The following is a 17,371-nucleotide window of genomic DNA, read 5'->3' as shown; positions in this document are numbered from 1 at the left end:
AATGTCAAAAATCCTAAAATAAAGTTAATTAAACAATAATTTCCCGTTAAAATTTCAATTTGGGTTTAAAATATATTGTGCATTTTGCATCAAAAAGCGGGAAAGAGATAATATAATTTAAAAATTTTTTGGGTTTGTTGTTAATTCTTTTGTTTGGAAATCATTTATTTATGCATGCATAATGTTTTGGTGCTTCAATTTTCTTGGACTTTTCGCTAGACCGAAATTTTTTTAGTTTTAAATTTTAAAATGGAGTGGTTTTAGCTAAAAATTAGCTGTTAAGCTCAAGTGGATCTTAGAGTCTGATAGTTTAAAATTGGAATCTTCGGTCTTGCCGTTGGCGTAATTCAATTTAAAAAGCCCCGCTTTCGTTAGTAAGCCAAAACCAAAACCATAGCCAAACAGTTTTTGTTTGGTTATGGTAATTTTGTTCTCAAAATAGCCGGCGTCAAAAACGCTGTGTATATATATTGAATTGCTTAACCGAAACCTATATTCAGTATTCATATAGGTATAAAGCGAAGCAAAAAGACTGTTTTCTTCAAAACCTCTAATAGAGTTGATGCCCCCAAAGCGAAATAGTTCGTTTTCAAAATAAGTGTCGCTAGACAAATAAGCGCTACGCGTTCTTAAATAAATGGAGTTTTTATGGTTTAAGTTGAATATATGAAAGGCATCTAGGTTTAAATGGACTTGTTTTTGGGTGTGAATATCAGTTTTTCTTTTTCCCATGCTGGTTTCAATCGAAAGATGTGACTTTATAGGAAATAACACATCATAAGCTTGTGGGTTGGTGTATGTGTGCCCAATACTAAAGAGGTTGGTTTTAAAATCTTGAATTGTGGTTGAAGCTGTAGAGCGCAAATAGTTTGATTCGGTTGAATTGATTCCAGTAAAAATCTTGTGTTTAGGGTTTATCTGGTAATGTAGTTTTGCCATTTGACTCGCGGTAGTGAACGAGGTGTCTTTTTTGAAAATCCTCAGGGATAAATCGATACCAATGGGCGATTTGAACAAATATGGCAATGAGGTATTGGCCTCAAAGGTTTTTTGGTCGTTTTCGTCACTTTTGTACAGTAGCTGTAGCGATTCGCCATAATGTAGGTTGTTTGTTAGGTTTAAATTTAAGTAACCGTCAAACTCAAGTTTATTGGTGTTTTCGTTGCTGCCGAAGCCTAAAAACCCATCAAATGCGTTGCTTGCTCTTTTTTCAATGTATAAGTATAAAATAGTAGAGTCTTTTGAAAATAAAACTTCGGGTGGTTTGAGTTCGTTGGCAAAATTGAGGTTTGCAAGCTGTTCGGTCTTGTTTTTTACGGTTTGCAAGTCAAAAACTTGCGAAGGTTTTATTTTTAGAAAATGTTTGATGTAAGCCTGCGGGAATTTCTCGTACCCTTTTATTATGATATCATCAACAGTACGTTTTTTCTGATTGGTGTCAACGCCAAGTGTGGCTTCAAGGCTGTTGTTGTCTCTAATTTTAATATTTGAGAGTTGGAGTTTTGAAAAGGGATAGCCTTTTTTTGAAATTTCATTGGATATGGAGTTTATGGCGTTTTCCAGTTCATGGAATTTTATTTTAAAATAGTCTTTAAAAACGGTGCCAGAAACTTGATTTAATATGGAACGGTCAACAATATTTTCGTCGTAGTATATATGTATGGTATTGAATTTATGGTTTAATGAAATTTGGGCAACGAATAATGAATCGTTTACTCTTTTAATGTGCTTTGTTTCGTTTTCAATGTAGCCTAATTTGTAAAGTGTATTTTGTACCGAATCGACTTCAGCTTTTATTGAATTATAATCTTTGTGGGTTTTAGTGTGATTAAGTGAGTCGATGGTTTGGTTCTCAACCTCGGTTTTACCAGTGATTTTTAACGATAGGTTTTGGCAAAATCCTTCCGAAGAAAAAATCACATATATAATAAGGTATAAAATTCGCTGTTTGAACACTTAAAACGGACGGTTTTTCGATGTAAATCTAACGGAAAATTCAAGCTAATAATATGTTGGGCCCTATAATTTTTAAATTCAACTGAAAATTAATGAATTAGGATTTGAATTATTCATTTTAATTTCTACCTTTGCAGCCCTCTAAATAGAGGATTTTAAAATTTATATAAAAATTTATGCCAACAATTTCGCAATTAGTAAGAAAAGGAAGAGCCAAAATAACCAAGAAGAGTAAATCGGCTGCTTTGGATTCTTGTCCGCAAAGACGTGGTGTATGTACTCGTGTTTATACAACAACGCCTAAAAAACCTAACTCAGCAATGCGTAAGGTAGCAAGGGTTCGTTTAACAAACGGAAATGAGGTGAATGCATACATTGGCGGTGAAGGGCACAATCTGCAAGAGCACTCGATAGTATTGGTTAGAGGTGGAAGGGTAAAAGATTTACCAGGTGTTAGATATCACATTGTGCGTGGCGCGCTTGATACCGCAGGTGTTAACGGCCGTACGCAACGTCGATCTAAGTATGGTGCAAAACGCCCTAAAAAGTAATTAAAACTTTAAGAAGAAGACATGAGAAAAAGAGCAGCAAAAAAGAGACCGCTTTTACCGGATCCACGGTTTAACGATCAGTTAGTGACGCGTTTCGTTAACATGATGATGTGGGATGGTAAAAAGTCTGTGGCTTTTAAAGTATTCTACGATGCTATTGATATTGTAGATTCGAAAAAAACTGACGAAGAAAAAACAGCTTTGGAAATTTGGAAAGACGCTTTGTCTAATGTGATGCCTCACGTTGAAGTGCGTAGCCGTCGTGTTGGTGGAGCAACATTTCAAATCCCAATGCAAATTCGTCCAGACAGAAAAGTTTCAACAGCCATGAAATGGTTGATTAGTTATGCTAGAAAGCGTAATGAGAAATCAATGGCGTTGCGTTTAGCTTCAGAAATTTTAGCAGCAGCTAAAGAAGAAGGGGCGGCAGTTAAGAAAAGAGTAGATACTCATAAAATGGCAGAGGCTAACAAAGCATTCTCTCACTTTAGATTTTAATAAGAAATGGCAAGAGATTTAAAATATACAAGAAATATTGGTATTGCCGCTCATATTGATGCTGGTAAAACAACAACAACAGAGCGTATACTTTATTATACAGGAGTTTCCCATAAAATTGGTGAGGTGCATGATGGTGCGGCTACTATGGACTGGATGGAGCAAGAGCAGGAGCGTGGTATTACCATTACATCTGCAGCGACAACTTGTACATGGAAATTTCCAATGGAAAATGCGCAACCACTACCAGAAACGATGGATTATCACTTCAATATTATTGATACTCCGGGCCACGTTGACTTTACAGTAGAGGTAAATCGTTCGTTACGTGTATTGGATGGTTTGGTTTTCTTGTTTAGTGCGGTTGATGGTGTTGAGCCACAATCTGAAACTAACTGGAGACTTGCAGACAACTATAAAGTGCCACGTATTGGTTTCGTAAATAAAATGGATCGTCAAGGCTCAAACTTCTTGGCTGTGTGTCAGCAAGTAAAAGATATGTTGAAATCTAACGCTGTGCCGATTGTGTTGAACATCGGTGATGAAATGGATTTCAAAGGTATCATCGACTTAGTGAAAAACAGAGCCGTTGTATGGCACGACGAAACCCAGGGAGCTACTTTTGACGTAATCGATATCCCAGAAGAATTAAAAGAAGAGGCTCGTAAGTATCGTGCGCTTTTAATTGAAGAGGTTGCTACTTACGACGAGAACCTTCTTGAAAAATTCATGGAAGATGAAGATTCTATTACAGAAGACGAAGTGCATGCTGCACTTAGAGCTGCTGTAATGGATATGGCTATCATTCCAATGGTTTGTGGTTCTTCATTTAAAAATAAAGGTGTTCAGTTCTTGTTGGATGCTGTGTGTCGTTATTTGCCTTCTCCTTTAGATAGAGATAATGTAGTGGGTACAAATCCAAACACAGGAGAAGAAGAAACTCGTAAACCAGACGCTAAAGCCCCTTTTTCAGCATTGGCATTTAAAATTGCTACCGACCCTTTTGTTGGTCGTTTAGCATTCTTCCGTGCTTATTCAGGTCGTTTAGATGCAGGTTCTTATGTGATGAACAACCGTTCTGGTAAAAAAGAGCGTATCTCTCGTATTTACCAAATGCATTCGAACAAACAAAACGCTATCGATTTTATCGAAGCTGGAGATATTGGTGCGGCCGTAGGTTTTAAAGATATTAAAACTGGTGATACGTTATCAGATGAAAAGCATCCAATTGTTTTAGAATCAATGGAATTCCCTGATCCAGTAATTGGTATCGCGGTTGAGCCAAAAACTAAGGCAGACGTAGATAAGTTAGGTATGGCTTTGGCTAAATTAGCTGAAGAAGATCCAACGTTCACGGCTAGAACAGACGAAGCTTCAGGACAGACAATTATTTCTGGAATGGGTGAGCTTCATTTAGATATTATTGTTGACCGTCTTAAGCGTGAGTTTAAGGTAGAGGTAACCCAAGGTCAACCACAAGTAGAGTACAAAGAAGCGATTACGCAACGTGCCGAGCACAGAGAGGTCTACAAGAAACAATCTGGTGGACGTGGTAAATTCGCCGACATTGTATTTACAATTGAACCAGCTGAAGAAGGCAAACATGGTCTTGAATTTGTTTCTGAAATTAAAGGTGGTAACGTTCCTAAGGAATTTATCCCTTCAGTAGAAAAAGGATTCCAAATGGCAATGGTTAACGGGCCTTTAGCAGGATACGAAGTTGATGCTATGAAAGTAACATTAACCGATGGTTCTTACCACGACGTGGATTCTGATCAATTATCATTCGAATTGGCTGCAAAACTTGGTTTCAAAGCTGCTGCAAAAGCTGCAAAAGCTGTAATCATGGAGCCAATGATGAAACTTGAAGTAATTACTCCAGAAGAAAATATGGGTGATATCGTAGGTGATTTGAACAGAAGAAGAGGTCAAGTTAGCGACATGAGCGATAGGGCAGGTGCCAAAGTAGTGAAAGCTATGGTGCCACTATCGGAAATGTTTGGATATGTTACGACATTAAGAACATTATCATCAGGTCGTGCAACGTCAACAATGGAATTTTCGCATTATGCTGAAACACCTCAGAATATTTCTGATGAAGTGATAAAAGCAGCTAAAGGTGTTGAAGCTTAAAATCTAAGAAAATGAGTCAAAAAATCAGAATAAAATTAAAATCTTACGATCACAACTTGGTAGATAAATCTGCCGATAAGATTGTAAAAACAGTAAAAAGTACTGGAGCTGTTGTAACTGGACCAATTCCATTACCAACTCACAAAAAAATCTTTACTGTATTACGTTCTCCGCACGTAAACAAGAAATCAAGAGAGCAATTCCAATTATCATCTTATAAAAGATTGATGGATATTTACTCGTCGTCATCAAAAACCATTGATGCCTTGATGAAACTTGAGTTGCCAAGTGGTGTTGAAGTAGAGATTAAGGTTTAATAAACGGTGGCCACATGATGTGGCCGCAACACATGTCCCACCGATGCGGTCGCGGGAAAAACGGAAAAATACATTTCAGGGACGAAAGGTATTTTGTCCCTGAAATTTTTTAAACAAGTAATAAATAAATTAATAATTAAATTATGTCTGGGTTAATTGGAAAAAAAATCGGTATGACCAGCATTTTCGATGAAAACGGGAAAAATATTCCTTGTACTGTAATCGAAGCTGGCCCATGTATCGTTACCCAAGTCAGAACTGAAGAAGTTGACGGCTACGAAGCCGTACAATTAGGTTTCGATGACGCGACAGAAAAAAGCGCTACAAAGGCAGACATCGGTCATGCCAAAAAAGCGGGTACTTCTGTAAAACGCAAAGTTGTTGAGTTCAAAGGTTTTGAGGAGGAGTACAAATTAGGAGATTCTATCACAGTAGATCACTTTGTAGAAGGTGAATTTGTTGATGTGTCTGGAGTTTCAAAAGGAAAAGGATTCCAAGGTGTTGTAAAACGTCATGGTTTTGGTGGTGTAGGTCAAGCTACCCACGGTCAGCACAACCGTTTAAGAGCACCGGGTTCTATTGGAGCCGCTTCTTATCCTGCTAGAGTATTCAAAGGCATGAAAATGGCCGGAAGAATGGGTGGTGAAAAAGTGAAAGTTGAAAATTTAAGAGTGTTGAAAGTAGTTGCTGAAAAGAACCTACTTGTTGTAAAAGGTTGTGTGCCTGGTCATAAAAACTCTTATGTAATTATTAGAAAGTAATGAAAGTAGCAGTTTTAGATATAAACGGAAAAGACACAGGTAGAAAGGCAGACCTTTCTAAAGATGTGTTTGCTATTGAGCCTAATAATCACGCTGTATATTTGGATGTTAAACAATATTTAGCAAACCAACGTCAAGGTACTCACAAATCTAAAGAAAGAGGAGAGATTGCCGGAAGTACACGTAAAATTAAAAAACAAAAAGGAACTGGTACTGCAAGAGCAGGTAGCATTAAGTCTGGAGTTTTTAAAGGTGGTGGCCGTATGTTTGGTCCAAGACCAAGAAACTACAGTTTCAAACTTAACAAAAACCTTAAGCGTTTAGCACGTAAATCTGCATTAAGTATTAAAGCAGGAGAAAAATCAATTACAGTTTTAGAAGACTTTAATTTTGATGCTCCAAAAACAAAAAACTTCACTGCAGTATTGAAAGCCTTAGAGTTAGACAACAAAAAGTCTCTGTTTGTGTTGGGTGGGTCAAATAATAACGTATATTTGTCGTCGCGCAATTTAAAAGGCTCGGAAGTTGTAACAGCTTCAGAATTAAGCACATACAAAATAATGAATGCAAATCAGGTGGTGCTTTTAGAAGGAGCTATAGAAGGAATAGAATCAAACTTAAGTAAATAAGAAACAGATGAGTATCTTAATTAAACCTATAATCACAGAAAAAGCGACTGCAGATAGCGAGTTAAGAAACTGCTATACTTTCGCGGTGAACACAAAGGCGAACAAGGTAGAAATCAAAAAAGCAGTTGAAGCTGCTTATGGTGTTTCTGTTGAAAAAGTTCGTACTATAAATGTCCGTCCAGATAGAAGAACCCGTTATACAAAAACAGGTCTTCAACATGGTAAAACAAATGCTGTTAAAAAGGCAATTGTACAACTGGCGGAAGGTGAAATGATTGATTTATACAGTAACATGTAATTAGACAAACAATGTCAGTAAGAAAATTAAAACCAATCACACCAGGACAGCGTTTTAGAGTAGTAAATGGGTATGACGCCATAACTACTGATAAGCCGGAAAAGAGCTTGCTCGTTCCGAATAAAAAGTCTGGTGGTAGAAACAGTCAAGGAAAAATGACCATGCGCTACATAGGTGGCGGTCATAAAAGAAAGTATCGTTTAGTAGATTTTAAAAGAGACAAAGCGGGAATCCCTGCCGAAGTTAAGTCTATAGAGTACGATCCAAACAGAACAGCTTTTATCGCTTTGGTAAACTACCAAGATGGCGATAAAAGATATGTAATTGCTCAAAATGGTTTACAAGTTGGGCAAAACATTGTATCTGGTAAAACAGGCGTAGCTCCAGAAATTGGTAATGCCATGCCGTTAAGTGAAATTCCATTAGGAACTATTATTTCTTGTGTAGAGCTGCGTCCAGGACAAGGAGCTGTTATGGCTCGTAGTGCTGGTGCTTTTGCTCAGTTAATGGCAAGAGATGGTAAGTTTGCCACGATAAAATTACCTTCAGGTGAAACAAGATTAATTCTTGGAACTTGTATGGCTACTATTGGGGTGGTTTCTAACTCAGACCATATCTTACAAGTAAGTGGTAAAGCAGGTAGAACAAGATGGTTAGGTAGAAGACCAAGAACTAGACCAGTGGTAATGAACCCGATTGATCACCCAATGGGTGGTGGTGAAGGTAAATCTTCAGGAGGTCACCCAAGATCTAGAAATGGTATTCCAGCTAAAGGTTATAGAACACGTTCTAGAACAAAAGCAAGTAACAAATATATTGTAGAACGTAGAAAGAAATAAAACATGGCAAGATCATTAAAAAAAGGACCTTACGTTCATTATAAATTAGAAAGAAAGGTAGCTGCAAATGTTGAAGCTAACAAAAAGACTGTAATCAAAACTTGGTCTAGAGCCTCTATGATTACTCCAGATTTTGTTGGGCAAACTATAGCAGTGCACAACGGCCGCCAATTTGTGCCAGTATATGTAACTGAAAACATGGTAGGTCATAAATTAGGAGAATTTTCACCAACACGTTCATTCCGTGGGCATGCAGGTGCTAAAAACAAAGGTAAAAAGTAGTAAGCTATGGGAAGTCGTAAAAAACAAATGGCAGACGCTATTAAGGAAGCTAAAAAGCAAGTTGCTTTTGCAAAACTTAATAATTGTCCTACGTCACCAAGAAAAATGCGCTTAGTAGCCGATTTAGTAAGAGGTGAAAAGGTAGAGAATGCACTTAATATCTTAAAATTCAACAATAAAGAAGCGTCTGGTCGTTTAGAAAAGTTGTTATTATCAGCTATTGCTAACTGGCAAGCTAAAAATGAAGATGCCGATGTTGAATCTGCAGAATTATTTGTAAAAGAGATTAAAGTGGATAGCGGATCAATGTTAAAAAGATTGCGTCCAGCACCACAAGGTCGTGCGCACAGAATTAGAAAACGTTCAAACCATGTAACATTAGTGGTTGGAGCTAACAATAACACACAAGCTTAATAAGAGTATGGGACAAAAAACAAATCCAATCGGAAATCGCTTAGGAATTATCAGAGGATGGGAATCTAACTGGTACGGAGGAAACGATTATGGTGATAAACTTGCCGAAGACGATAAGATTAGAAAATACGTTCACGCGCGTCTTTCTAAAGCTAGTGTAAGTAGAGTAATTATTGAAAGAACTTTAAAACTTGTAACCGTTACTATCACGACGGCTCGCCCAGGTATCATTATTGGTAAAGGAGGTCAAGAGGTAGACAAGTTAAAAGAAGAGCTTAAAAAAATTACTGGTAAAGAAGTTCAGATTAATATTTTTGAAATTAAAAGACCTGAACTGGATGCATTTTTAGTAGCATCAAGTATTGCCCGTCAAATAGAGAATCGTATCTCTTACCGTCGTGCAATAAAAATGGCTATTGCTGCTACCATGAGAATGAATGCAGAAGGAATAAAAATTCAAATTAGTGGGCGTTTAAACGGAGCTGAAATGGCACGTAGTGAACACTACAAAGAAGGACGAATTCCTTTATCAACTTTTAGAGCCGATATTGACTATGCTTTAGTTGAGGCACACACTACTTATGGTAGATTGGGTGTTAAAGTATGGATTATGAAAGGCGAAGTATACGGTAAAAGAGAGCTTTCTCCACTTGTTGGTTTATCCAAAAAAGGTGGAAAAGGCGGAGGAGGACGTGGAAACAAAGGGCCTCGTCGTAGAAAGTAATTTTTTATAAAGTAAAGAAAAATGTTACAGCCAAAAAGAACAAAATTTCGTAAGCAGCAAAAAGGACGCATGAAAGGTAATGCCGGTAGAGGGCACCAACTTTCAAGTGGGACTTTTGGAATAAAAGCATTAGACTCTGTGTTTATAACATCGCGTCAAATAGAAGCAGCGCGTATCGCCGCTACACGTTACATGAAAAGAGAAGGGCAACTCTGGATTAAAATATTTCCAGACAAGCCAATCACAAAAAAGCCTCTTGAAGTACGTATGGGTAAAGGTAAAGGTGCTGTAGAACTATGGGTAGCCGTAGTAAAACCAGGACGAGTGCTTTTTGAAGTAGGTGGTGTGCCATTAGACATTGCAAGAGAAGCATTGCGCCTTGCAGCACAAAAACTACCGGTAAAGACTAAGTTTATAATTGCTAGAGATTACGAAGCATAATTTATTTGATATTATGAAACAATCAGAAATTAAAGAATTATCTGTAGCTGAGTTACAAGAAAAGCTTAGTGAAACTAAAAAGAGTTATGCTGAACTAAAATTAGCTCATGCAATTTCTCCTTTAGAAAATCCAATTCAATTACGCAACATTAGAAAAAGCGTAGCCAGAATTGCGACTGAATTAACTAAAAGAGATTCACAATAATTCTGCTGAAAGATGGAAACAAGAAATTTAAGAAAAGAACGTATAGGAGTTGTTACTAGTAACAAAATGCAGAAATCTATTGTGGTTTCTGAGGTGAAAAAAGTAAAGCACCCTATGTATGGTAAGTTCGTGTTGAAAACAAAAAAATATGTTGCGCACGACGAGCAAAATGACTGCAACGAAGGAGATACTGTAAGAATCATGGAAACACGACCTTTAAGTAAATCTAAATGTTGGAGATTAGTTGAAATAATTGAAAGAGCTAAGTAATTATGGTACAACAAGAATCAAGACTTAAAGTAGCAGACAACACTGGAGCAAAAGAAGTATTAACAATACGTGTTCTAGGTGGTACTAAAAGAAGATACGCTTCTGTAGGAGACAAAATTGTAGTTTCTGTAAAAGATGCAACACCTAATGGAAACATTAAAAAAGGTGCTGTTTCTACTGCAGTAGTAGTGCGTACCGTAAAAGAAGTGCGACGTCCAGACGGATCTTATATTAGATTTGACGACAATGCCTGTGTATTATTGAACCCTACCGGTGAGATGAGAGGTACTCGTGTATTTGGCCCAGTTGCAAGAGAGCTTCGTGACAAACAATTCATGAAGATTGTATCATTGGCACCAGAGGTGCTTTAATGCAAAATATTAAGATGGGAAAGCTTAAAATAAAAACTGGAGATACCGTAAAAGTAATTGCTGGAGACCACAAAGGTGCTGAAGGTAAAGTGCAAAAGGTATTAATAGAAAAGAACAAAGCGATCGTTGAGGGCGTAAACTTGGTAAAGAAACATACAAAACCAAGTGCACAAAACCCACAAGGCGGTATCGTAGAAAAAGAAGCAGCTATTCATGTTTCTAACTTAGCGTTGTTAACCTCAAAAGGAGAAACAACTCGTGTTGGTTACAGAATGGAAGGCGATAAAAAAGTAAGATTTTCTAAAAAATCTAATGAAGTAATATAGTTATGGCATATTCACCAAGACTTAAAGAAGAGTATAAAAGCAGAGTAATTGCAGCTCTTACAGACGAATTTGGATATAATAATGTAATGCAAGTTCCTAAACTAGAAAAGATAGTTTTATCTAGAGGTGTAGGAGCTGCAGTAGCAGATAAAAAGTTAATCGACCACGCTGTGGACGAGTTAACTGCTATATCCGGACAAAAAGCCGTAGCAACGATGTCTAAAAAAGACGTTGCATCTTTTAAATTACGAAAAGGAATGCCAATTGGCGCTAAAGTAACTTTGCGTGGTGAAAGAATGTACGAATTTTTAGATCGTTTAGTAACTTCTGCACTTCCACGTGTTAGAGATTTTAACGGAATCAAAGCTACAGGATTTGACGGACGTGGTAATTACAACTTAGGAATTACCGAACAAATCATCTTTCCAGAAATTAACATTGATAAAGTGAACAAAATTTCTGGTATGGATATTACATTTGTTACGTCTGCTGAAACTGATAAAGAAGCAAAATCATTATTAACTGAATTAGGATTACCTTTTCAAAAGAATTAAGATATGGCTAAAGAATCAATGAAAGCCCGTGAGGTAAAAAGAGCAAAAACAGTAGCTAAGTATGCTGCAAAACGCAAAGCTTTAAAAGAAGCAGGCGATTACGAAGCACTACAAAAGTTACCGAAAAACGCATCTCCTATCCGTCAGCATAATAGATGTAAATTAACAGGTAGACCAAAAGGTTATATGAGAACTTTCGGTATTTCTCGTGTAATGTTCAGAGAAATGGCCAATCAAGGTCTTATACCTGGAGTTAAAAAAGCAAGTTGGTAATATTATTTAAATAATCAGGTTTTAGGTTCGGGACAACCCGAAAACCAAGACCACAAAATCAATTCATTATGTACTCAGATCCAATTGCGGATTATTTGACAAGAATTAGAAATGCAGTGCGTGCCAGTCACAGAGTGGTGGAAATTCCTGCTTCTAATTTAAAAAAGGATATCACTAAAATATTATTCGAACAAGGATATATTTTAAGTTACAAATTTGATGATTCCACAGTACAAGGCACTATTAAAATAGCGCTTAAGTACAACAAAGAAACTAAAGAACCAGTAATTAAAAAACTTCAAAGAATTAGTACGCCAGGTTTACGTCAGTACGCAGGTGCTAATGAACTACCTAGAATCCTTAATGGTCTTGGTGTTGCCATCGTATCTACCTCTCATGGGGTAATGACTGGTAAACAAGCTAAGCAGGAAAATGTTGGTGGTGAAGTTTTATGTTACGTTTACTAATTTTAATACCCAAAAGAAATGTCAAGAATAGGAAATAATCCAGTAGCCATTCCAGAAGGTGTAACAGTTGATGTTAAAGACAAGGTTGTAACTGTAAAAGGAAAATTAGGTGAACTAACACAAGAGTTCGACACAGTTGATATAAAGATTGAAGAAGGTAAAATTATAGTTGAGCGTTCTTCAGATGCAAAAGATCATAAATCTAAGCATGGTCTTTACAGAGCTTTATTGAACAATATGATTCAAGGAGTTTCAAAAGGTTGGACTAAAGAACTAGAATTGGTAGGTGTAGGTTACAGAGCATCTAACCAAGGGCAAAAATTAGATTTAGCATTAGGTTTTTCACATAACATCGTTATCGATTTAGCTCCAGAGGTTAAAGTTGAAACGGTTTCTGAAAAAGGTAAAAATCCATTAGTTAAATTAACTTCTCATGATAAACAATTAGTTGGTCAAGTAGCAGCGAAGATTCGTGGTTTTAGAAAGCCTGAACCTTACAAAGGTAAAGGAATCAAGTTTGTTGGTGAAGAAATAAGAAGAAAAGCAGGTAAATCAGCTTAATAATTAAGTTATGGCATTGACAAAGAACGAAAGAAGACTAAGAATAAAAAACAGAATCCGTAAGGTTGTTTCTGGTACAGAAGCAAGACCAAGATTGGCTGTTTATAGAAGTAACAAAGAAATTTATGCTCAATTGATAGATGATTTAACTGGTAATACCATCAGTGCAGCATCTTCAAGAGATAAAGATATTAGTTCTGCGAAAGCAACTAAAGCTGAAGTAGCTAAATTAGTAGGTAAATCACTTGCTGAAAAAGCTGTTAAAGCTGGTATTGAAACGGTTTCTTTTGATAGAGGCGGTTACCTTTACCACGGTAGAGTAAAACAATTAGCTGAAGGAGCTAGAGAAGGCGGACTAAAATTCTAAGATATTATGTTTCAAAAATATAAAAGTGCAGAGTTAGTAAAACCAGGTGGACTAGATCTTAAAGATCGTTTGGTTGGTGTACAAAGAGTTACAAAAGTAACTAAAGGTGGTAGAGCATTTGGTTTTTCAGCAATCGTAGTTGTTGGTGACGAAGCCGGTGTTGTAGGCCAAGGTTTAGGGAAATCTAAAGATGTTGCCAGTGCTATTGCAAAGGCCGTTGAAGATGCAAAGAAAAACTTGGTTAGAATTCCAATTATTAAAGGAACTTTACCACACGAGCAAAAAGGTAAATACGGTGGAGCTAGAGTAAATATTATTCCTGCTGCTCCTGGTACTGGTGTAATTGCTGGTGGAGCTGTAAGAACAGTATTAGAGGCTGTTGGTGTACACGATGTATTATCAAAATCTCAAGGGTCATCAAACCCGCACAACGTTGTAAAAGCAACTTTTGATGCTTTATTACAATTAAGAGATGCTAATACTATTGCGAGAGACCGAGGTATTTCACTTGAAAAAGTTTTTAACGCTTAATACAGACAGAAATGGGAAAGATTAAAGTAACAAAAGTTAAAAGCGCTATCAATCGCACGCAAAGACAAAAGAGAATTTTAGAATCTTTAGGTCTTAAAAAGATTGGTCAAGTAAAAGAGCACGATGCTACACCAAATATTTTAGGAATGGTAGCTAAAGTTTCACACTTAGTTTCTGTAGAAGAAGCTTAAAAATATAAACTGAAAAATGGATTTAAGTAATTTAAAACCTGCAGAAGGTTCAGTAAAAAGCCAAGGGAAACGAGTAGGTAGAGGGCAAGGTTCTGGTAAAGGTGGTACCGCAACACGTGGACACAAAGGAGCTAAGTCGCGTTCTGGTTATTCTAAAAAGCTAGGATTTGAAGGAGGGCAAATGCCACTTCAAAGACGTGTGCCTAAATTTGGTTTTAATAACATTAACCGTGTAGAGTATCAAGGTATCAATTTAGATACGTTGCAACAATTGGTTGATGATAAAAAGATAAAAGATACAGTAGATTTTGAAACCTTGTTTGCTAACCGTTTGGTTGGTAAAAACGACCTAGTTAAAGTATTAGGTAGAGGTGAACTAAAAGCTAAATTAAAAGTATCTGCTCATAAGTTTACTGCTTCGGCTAAAGCTGCTATTGAAGCTGCTGGAGGAGAGGCTGTAACTATATAAGACTTGTTATAAGTATGAAATTTATAGAATCAATAAAAAATGTTTGGAAAATAGAGGAACTAAGAAACAGAATCATTGTGACTTTGAGTCTGTTATTGGTTTATCGTTTTGGTGCCCAAGTGGTTTTACCTGGTATTGATGCCGCTCAATTAAGCGGTTTAGCCGATAAAACCGATAGCGGTTTATTAGGCTTGTTAAACGCCTTTACTGGTGGAGCATTTGCCAACGCCTCGGTATTTGCATTGGGTATCATGCCTTACATTTCTGCTTCTATTGTTGTTCAGCTAATGGGTATTGCTATTCCTTACTTGCAGAAATTGCAAAAAGAGGGAGCCAGTGGACAAAAAAAGATTACTCAAATTACACGTTGGTTAACGATTGCTATTTGTTTGGTTCAAGCACCAGGTTATTTGGCGAGTCTACCAGCTTTGGGTATTCCTACTAGTGCGTTTTTATTAGGAACGGGACCTTTGTTTTATTTTTCATCAGTTACCATTTTAGTAACAGGCTGTATTTTCGCAATGTGGTTGGGTGAAAAAATAACAGATAAAGGAATCGGTAATGGTATTTCCCTATTAATTATGGTAGGTATTATAGCGACTTTACCACAAGCATTTTTACAAAATGCAGCTACTAGATTAGAAGGTGGCGGTAATGGAGGCCTAATGATGGTACTTATTGAGTTTGTTATCTGGTTTGTTATCATTTTGGCTTCTATTATGTTAGTAATGGGAGTAAGAAAAATAGCAGTACAGTATGCTAGAAGAACAGCAAGTGGTGGTTACGAAAAAAGTGCAGCTGCTGGCTCAAGACAGTACATCCCATTAAAGCTTAATGCCTCTGGGGTAATGCCTATTATATTTGCACAAGCTATTATGTTTGTGCCTGGTTTAATAGGTGGTTCGTCTTTCTTAAAGGAAACGGCTACCGGTACGTGGCTACAAACCAATTATTCTGATATTTTCGGGTTGGTTTACAACATTACCTTTGCATTATTAATTATTGTGTTTACTTATTTTTACACCGCAATTACAGTTCCAACCAATAAAATGGCGGATGACTTAAAGCGTAGTGGTGGATTTATTCCTGGTATTCGCCCAGGTTCTGAAACCTCTGAATATTTAGATAAAATAATGTCTCAGATAACCTTACCAGGTTCTATATTTTTAGCACTTATTGCAGTATTTCCTGCTTTAATTGTTAAACTTTTAGGAGTACAACAAGGATGGGCCTTATTTTTTGGAGGAACTTCTTTGTTGATTATGGTTGGTGTAGCAATAGACACTATGCAGCAAATAAACTCTTATTTGTTGAACAGACATTACGACGGTTTGATGAAGACAGGAAAAAATAGAAAAGCAGTAGCTTAAATTAGACGATAGTTAAATAGTCTTTAGATAATTAGATTGATATAGTAGATTTGTAAAACGTATAAAGTTCTAAAAACTAACGACTAAGTACTAAAAACTATATTATGGCAAAACAAGCAGCAATAGAACAAGATGGAACAATTATAGAAGCATTATCAAATGCGATGTTTCGTGTTGAATTAGAAAACGGTCACATTGTGACGGCACATATCTCTGGTAAAATGCGTATGCATTACATTAAATTGTTACCAGGTGATAAAGTAAAATTAGAAATGAGCCCTTATGATTTAACTAAGGCTCGAATAACTTATAGATACTAAAAACGAGTTAAGAAGTTAAAAGTTTAAAAGTTGTAAAGTCATCAGCTTTTAAACTTTTAAACTTGAAACTTTTAAACACGATAGAGATGAAAGTAAGAGCATCAGTGAAAAAAAGAAGCGCAGATTGTAAAATCGTGCGAAGAAAAGGAAGACTTTACGTTATCAACAAAAAGAATCCTAGATTTAAACAAAGACAAGGTTAATTTGTACATGAGTTATTAGTGTTTGGAAGTTAGATGAATCTGTTTGAAATAGCAATGTTTAGGATTCTAACAACTAAAAACTAGCAACTAGAAACTAATAAAAACAATATGGCAAGAATTGCAGGTGTAGACATACCAAAAAACAAAAGAGGAGTTATTGCTTTAACTTATATCTATGGGATAGGTAAAAGTAGAGCCCAAGAAATTTTAGCGACTGCTAAGGTTGACGAAAACATAAAAGTTCAAGACTGGACAGACGACCAAATTAGTGGCGTTCGTGAAGCAGTTGGGGCTTTTACCATTGAAGGTGAATTACGTTCTGAAACACAATTAAACATTAAACGTTTAATGGATATAGGGTGTTACAGAGGTATCCGCCATAGAGCAGGACTTCCTTTAAGAGGTCAACGTACCAAAAACAACTCAAGAACCAGAAAAGGTAGAAGAAAAACAGTTGCTAACAAGAAAAAAGCAACTAAGTAATAAATAGTCTTTAGTCTTTAGACGTTGGAAGGAATCTGTTTGAAATTGATACGGTTTAGGATTCTAGCGACTATTGCTAATAGCTAAAAACTAAAAGAATATGGCAAAAACAAGCACAAAAAAACGTAAAGTTATTGTTGATTCTGTAGGTGAAGCTCACGTTACAGCATCATTTAACAATATTATTATTTCACTTACCAACAAAAACGGAGACGTAATTTCTTGGTCTTCTGCTGGTAAAATGGGATTTAGAGGATCAAAGAAAAACACACCTTACGCTGCTCAATTAGCTGCTGAAGATGCTGCTGCTGTAGCACAAGAAGCAGGGTTGAAAAAAGTAAAGGTTTACGTTAAAGGCCCTGGAAATGGTAGAGAATCTGCTATCCGATCAATTCATAATGCTGGTATCGAAGTAACCGAAATTATCGATGTTACTCCACTACCACATAATGGTTGTCGTCCACCAAAAAGACGTAGAGTTTAAAAATATGTACATAGAAGGATGAATATCAGTTGTTTTTTGCAATTGATATTCATTTTTTATACGTACATTTGCACACCGAAAAA

30 protein-coding genes are annotated in these 17,371 nt (G+C 36.5%); 29 read left to right on the top strand and 1 reads right to left on the bottom strand.

Translation table 11 applies throughout. From position 1 onward, the window contains the following. Positions 1-264: 264 nt before the first annotated feature. A complete protein-coding gene (locus GSB9_01693; GenBank protein ID UKM65131.2) occupies positions 265-1,920 on the bottom strand; it encodes a BamA/TamA family outer membrane protein in 1,656 nt (551 codons plus the stop codon). A 212-nt stretch (positions 1,921-2,132) separates the two neighbouring features. On the opposite strand from GSB9_01693, the gene rpsL reads away from it, so the two are divergent. From rpsL to rpsK, 29 genes are all read left to right on the top strand, one after another. Next, positions 2,133-2,507 (top strand): 30S ribosomal protein S12, encoded by a 375-nt coding sequence (gene rpsL / locus GSB9_01692; protein ID UKM65130.1) that lies wholly within the window; start codon positions 2,133-2,135, stop codon positions 2,505-2,507. Between the two features lie 21 nt (positions 2,508-2,528). Beyond that, a complete protein-coding gene (rpsG, locus tag GSB9_01691; protein UKM65129.1) occupies positions 2,529-3,005 on the top strand; it encodes a 30S ribosomal protein S7 in 477 nt (158 codons plus the stop codon). A 6-nt stretch (positions 3,006-3,011) separates the two neighbouring features. Then, entirely contained in the window at positions 3,012-5,138 is a 2,127-nt protein-coding gene (gene fusA, locus GSB9_01690) for an elongation factor G (protein ID UKM65128.1), read from the top strand. Positions 5,139-5,149: 11 nt separating this feature from the next. Continuing rightward, the gene (rpsJ, locus tag GSB9_01689; GenBank protein UKM65127.1) at positions 5,150-5,455 is read left to right on the top strand and encodes a 30S ribosomal protein S10; all 306 of its coding nucleotides are present in this window, start codon (positions 5,150-5,152) and stop codon (positions 5,453-5,455) included. Between the two features lie 143 nt (positions 5,456-5,598). Continuing rightward, positions 5,599-6,216, top strand: a complete 618-nt coding sequence (gene rplC / locus GSB9_01688; protein ID UKM65126.1) for a 50S ribosomal protein L3 — start codon at positions 5,599-5,601, stop codon at positions 6,214-6,216. Beyond that, on the top strand, positions 6,216-6,845 hold the full coding sequence (gene rplD, locus GSB9_01687) for a 50S ribosomal protein L4 (GenBank protein UKM65125.1): 630 nt from the start codon (positions 6,216-6,218) through the stop codon (positions 6,843-6,845). The genes rplC and rplD overlap by 1 nt, the downstream gene beginning before the upstream one ends. Positions 6,846-6,852: 7 nt before the next feature. Next, positions 6,853-7,143, top strand: a complete 291-nt coding sequence (gene rplW, locus GSB9_01686; GenBank protein ID UKM65124.1) for a 50S ribosomal protein L23 — start codon at positions 6,853-6,855, stop codon at positions 7,141-7,143. Between the two features lie 11 nt (positions 7,144-7,154). Further along, positions 7,155-7,982 (top strand): 50S ribosomal protein L2, encoded by an 828-nt coding sequence (gene rplB, locus GSB9_01685; GenBank protein ID UKM65123.1) that lies wholly within the window; start codon positions 7,155-7,157, stop codon positions 7,980-7,982. Between the two features lie 3 nt (positions 7,983-7,985). Further along, entirely contained in the window at positions 7,986-8,264 is a 279-nt protein-coding gene (rpsS, locus tag GSB9_01684; protein ID UKM65122.1) for a 30S ribosomal protein S19, read from the top strand. Between the two features lie 6 nt (positions 8,265-8,270). Beyond that, positions 8,271-8,678: a 50S ribosomal protein L22 gene (rplV, locus tag GSB9_01683; GenBank protein UKM65121.1), complete on the top strand. Its 408-nt coding sequence runs from the start codon at positions 8,271-8,273 to the stop codon at positions 8,676-8,678. A gap of 7 nt (positions 8,679-8,685) precedes the next feature. Continuing rightward, the gene (gene rpsC / locus GSB9_01682) at positions 8,686-9,402 is read left to right on the top strand and encodes a 30S ribosomal protein S3 (protein UKM65120.1); all 717 of its coding nucleotides are present in this window, start codon (positions 8,686-8,688) and stop codon (positions 9,400-9,402) included. 21 nt (positions 9,403-9,423) lie between these two features. Then, complete coding sequence (gene rplP, locus GSB9_01681) at positions 9,424-9,843, top strand: 50S ribosomal protein L16 (protein UKM65119.1); 420 nt, start codon at positions 9,424-9,426, stop codon at positions 9,841-9,843. A gap of 13 nt (positions 9,844-9,856) precedes the next feature. After that, on the top strand, positions 9,857-10,048 hold the full coding sequence (rpmC, locus tag GSB9_01680; protein ID UKM65118.1) for a 50S ribosomal protein L29: 192 nt from the start codon (positions 9,857-9,859) through the stop codon (positions 10,046-10,048). Between the two features lie 12 nt (positions 10,049-10,060). Then, on the top strand, positions 10,061-10,318 hold the full coding sequence (gene rpsQ, locus GSB9_01679; GenBank protein ID UKM65117.1) for a 30S ribosomal protein S17: 258 nt from the start codon (positions 10,061-10,063) through the stop codon (positions 10,316-10,318). Between the two features lie 2 nt (positions 10,319-10,320). Next, the gene (rplN, locus tag GSB9_01678) at positions 10,321-10,689 is read left to right on the top strand and encodes a 50S ribosomal protein L14 (protein UKM65116.1); all 369 of its coding nucleotides are present in this window, start codon (positions 10,321-10,323) and stop codon (positions 10,687-10,689) included. 14 nt (positions 10,690-10,703) lie between these two features. Then, a complete protein-coding gene (rplX, locus tag GSB9_01677; GenBank protein ID UKM65115.1) occupies positions 10,704-11,015 on the top strand; it encodes a 50S ribosomal protein L24 in 312 nt (103 codons plus the stop codon). A gap of 2 nt (positions 11,016-11,017) precedes the next feature. Further along, on the top strand, positions 11,018-11,569 hold the full coding sequence (rplE, locus tag GSB9_01676; protein UKM65114.1) for a 50S ribosomal protein L5: 552 nt from the start codon (positions 11,018-11,020) through the stop codon (positions 11,567-11,569). Between the two features lie 3 nt (positions 11,570-11,572). Continuing rightward, the gene (gene rpsN, locus GSB9_01675) at positions 11,573-11,842 is read left to right on the top strand and encodes a 30S ribosomal protein S14 (GenBank protein UKM65113.1); all 270 of its coding nucleotides are present in this window, start codon (positions 11,573-11,575) and stop codon (positions 11,840-11,842) included. 68 nt (positions 11,843-11,910) lie between these two features. Beyond that, positions 11,911-12,309, top strand: coding sequence for a 30S ribosomal protein S8 (gene rpsH, locus GSB9_01674; protein ID UKM65112.1), 399 nt, complete (start codon positions 11,911-11,913; stop codon positions 12,307-12,309). A gap of 18 nt (positions 12,310-12,327) precedes the next feature. Continuing rightward, complete coding sequence (rplF, locus tag GSB9_01673) at positions 12,328-12,870, top strand: 50S ribosomal protein L6 (GenBank protein ID UKM65111.1); 543 nt, start codon at positions 12,328-12,330, stop codon at positions 12,868-12,870. Between the two features lie 10 nt (positions 12,871-12,880). Beyond that, positions 12,881-13,237, top strand: a complete 357-nt coding sequence (gene rplR, locus GSB9_01672; GenBank protein ID UKM65110.1) for a 50S ribosomal protein L18 — start codon at positions 12,881-12,883, stop codon at positions 13,235-13,237. A gap of 6 nt (positions 13,238-13,243) precedes the next feature. Continuing rightward, positions 13,244-13,768 (top strand): 30S ribosomal protein S5, encoded by a 525-nt coding sequence (gene rpsE, locus GSB9_01671; GenBank protein UKM65109.1) that lies wholly within the window; start codon positions 13,244-13,246, stop codon positions 13,766-13,768. Between the two features lie 11 nt (positions 13,769-13,779). Further along, positions 13,780-13,959: a 50S ribosomal protein L30 gene (rpmD, locus tag GSB9_01670; GenBank protein UKM65108.1), complete on the top strand. Its 180-nt coding sequence runs from the start codon at positions 13,780-13,782 to the stop codon at positions 13,957-13,959. Between the two features lie 16 nt (positions 13,960-13,975). Continuing rightward, the gene (gene rplO / locus GSB9_01669) at positions 13,976-14,428 is read left to right on the top strand and encodes a 50S ribosomal protein L15 (protein UKM65107.1); all 453 of its coding nucleotides are present in this window, start codon (positions 13,976-13,978) and stop codon (positions 14,426-14,428) included. Positions 14,429-14,442: 14 nt separating this feature from the next. Beyond that, the gene (gene secY / locus GSB9_01668; protein ID UKM65106.1) at positions 14,443-15,798 is read left to right on the top strand and encodes a preprotein translocase subunit SecY; all 1,356 of its coding nucleotides are present in this window, start codon (positions 14,443-14,445) and stop codon (positions 15,796-15,798) included. A 104-nt stretch (positions 15,799-15,902) separates the two neighbouring features. Beyond that, on the top strand, positions 15,903-16,118 hold the full coding sequence (infA, locus tag GSB9_01667) for a translation initiation factor IF-1 (GenBank protein UKM65105.1): 216 nt from the start codon (positions 15,903-15,905) through the stop codon (positions 16,116-16,118). 86 nt (positions 16,119-16,204) lie between these two features. After that, a complete protein-coding gene (gene ykgO / locus GSB9_03310) occupies positions 16,205-16,321 on the top strand; it encodes a type B 50S ribosomal protein L36 (protein ID UOR30047.1) in 117 nt (38 codons plus the stop codon). A 108-nt stretch (positions 16,322-16,429) separates the two neighbouring features. Next, entirely contained in the window at positions 16,430-16,804 is a 375-nt protein-coding gene (rpsM, locus tag GSB9_01666; protein UKM65104.1) for a 30S ribosomal protein S13, read from the top strand. A gap of 100 nt (positions 16,805-16,904) precedes the next feature. Beyond that, complete coding sequence (gene rpsK, locus GSB9_01665) at positions 16,905-17,288, top strand: 30S ribosomal protein S11 (GenBank protein UKM65103.1); 384 nt, start codon at positions 16,905-16,907, stop codon at positions 17,286-17,288. Positions 17,289-17,371: the final 83 nt, after the last annotated feature.

The organism is Flavobacteriaceae bacterium GSB9 (assembly GCA_022749295.1).
In the GTDB taxonomy this organism is placed as follows: Bacteria; Bacteroidota; Bacteroidia; order Flavobacteriales; family Flavobacteriaceae; genus Flavisericum.
This window is presented reverse-complemented; position numbering and strand designations above follow the sequence as displayed.

Coding starts and splice junctions, on each gene's coding strand:
- rpsM (UKM65104.1), top strand. CDS start 16,430: ATGGCAAGAATTGCAGGTGTAGACATACCAAAAAACAAAAGAGGAGTT.
- rpsQ (UKM65117.1), top strand. CDS start 10,061: ATGGAAACAAGAAATTTAAGAAAAGAACGTATAGGAGTTGTTACTAGT.
- rpsJ (UKM65127.1), top strand. CDS start 5,150: ATGAGTCAAAAAATCAGAATAAAATTAAAATCTTACGATCACAACTTG.
- rpsG (UKM65129.1), top strand. CDS start 2,529: ATGAGAAAAAGAGCAGCAAAAAAGAGACCGCTTTTACCGGATCCACGG.
- rpsL (UKM65130.1), top strand. CDS start 2,133: ATGCCAACAATTTCGCAATTAGTAAGAAAAGGAAGAGCCAAAATAACC.
- rpmC (UKM65118.1), top strand. CDS start 9,857: ATGAAACAATCAGAAATTAAAGAATTATCTGTAGCTGAGTTACAAGAA.
- ykgO (UOR30047.1), top strand. CDS start 16,205: ATGAAAGTAAGAGCATCAGTGAAAAAAAGAAGCGCAGATTGTAAAATC.
- rpsE (UKM65109.1), top strand. CDS start 13,244: ATGTTTCAAAAATATAAAAGTGCAGAGTTAGTAAAACCAGGTGGACTA.
- rpsH (UKM65112.1), top strand. CDS start 11,911: ATGTACTCAGATCCAATTGCGGATTATTTGACAAGAATTAGAAATGCA.
- rplE (UKM65114.1), top strand. CDS start 11,018: ATGGCATATTCACCAAGACTTAAAGAAGAGTATAAAAGCAGAGTAATT.
- rplW (UKM65124.1), top strand. CDS start 6,853: ATGAGTATCTTAATTAAACCTATAATCACAGAAAAAGCGACTGCAGAT.
- rpsN (UKM65113.1), top strand. CDS start 11,573: ATGGCTAAAGAATCAATGAAAGCCCGTGAGGTAAAAAGAGCAAAAACA.
- rpmD (UKM65108.1), top strand. CDS start 13,780: ATGGGAAAGATTAAAGTAACAAAAGTTAAAAGCGCTATCAATCGCACG.
- secY (UKM65106.1), top strand. CDS start 14,443: ATGAAATTTATAGAATCAATAAAAAATGTTTGGAAAATAGAGGAACTA.
- rplO (UKM65107.1), top strand. CDS start 13,976: ATGGATTTAAGTAATTTAAAACCTGCAGAAGGTTCAGTAAAAAGCCAA.
- rplB (UKM65123.1), top strand. CDS start 7,155: ATGTCAGTAAGAAAATTAAAACCAATCACACCAGGACAGCGTTTTAGA.
- rpsC (UKM65120.1), top strand. CDS start 8,686: ATGGGACAAAAAACAAATCCAATCGGAAATCGCTTAGGAATTATCAGA.
- fusA (UKM65128.1), top strand. CDS start 3,012: ATGGCAAGAGATTTAAAATATACAAGAAATATTGGTATTGCCGCTCAT.
- rpsS (UKM65122.1), top strand. CDS start 7,986: ATGGCAAGATCATTAAAAAAAGGACCTTACGTTCATTATAAATTAGAA.
- rplX (UKM65115.1), top strand. CDS start 10,704: ATGGGAAAGCTTAAAATAAAAACTGGAGATACCGTAAAAGTAATTGCT.
- infA (UKM65105.1), top strand. CDS start 15,903: ATGGCAAAACAAGCAGCAATAGAACAAGATGGAACAATTATAGAAGCA.
- rplP (UKM65119.1), top strand. CDS start 9,424: ATGTTACAGCCAAAAAGAACAAAATTTCGTAAGCAGCAAAAAGGACGC.
- rplF (UKM65111.1), top strand. CDS start 12,328: ATGTCAAGAATAGGAAATAATCCAGTAGCCATTCCAGAAGGTGTAACA.
- rplV (UKM65121.1), top strand. CDS start 8,271: ATGGGAAGTCGTAAAAAACAAATGGCAGACGCTATTAAGGAAGCTAAA.
- rplD (UKM65125.1), top strand. CDS start 6,216: ATGAAAGTAGCAGTTTTAGATATAAACGGAAAAGACACAGGTAGAAAG.
- rplR (UKM65110.1), top strand. CDS start 12,881: ATGGCATTGACAAAGAACGAAAGAAGACTAAGAATAAAAAACAGAATC.
- rplN (UKM65116.1), top strand. CDS start 10,321: ATGGTACAACAAGAATCAAGACTTAAAGTAGCAGACAACACTGGAGCA.
- rpsK (UKM65103.1), top strand. CDS start 16,905: ATGGCAAAAACAAGCACAAAAAAACGTAAAGTTATTGTTGATTCTGTA.
- rplC (UKM65126.1), top strand. CDS start 5,599: ATGTCTGGGTTAATTGGAAAAAAAATCGGTATGACCAGCATTTTCGAT.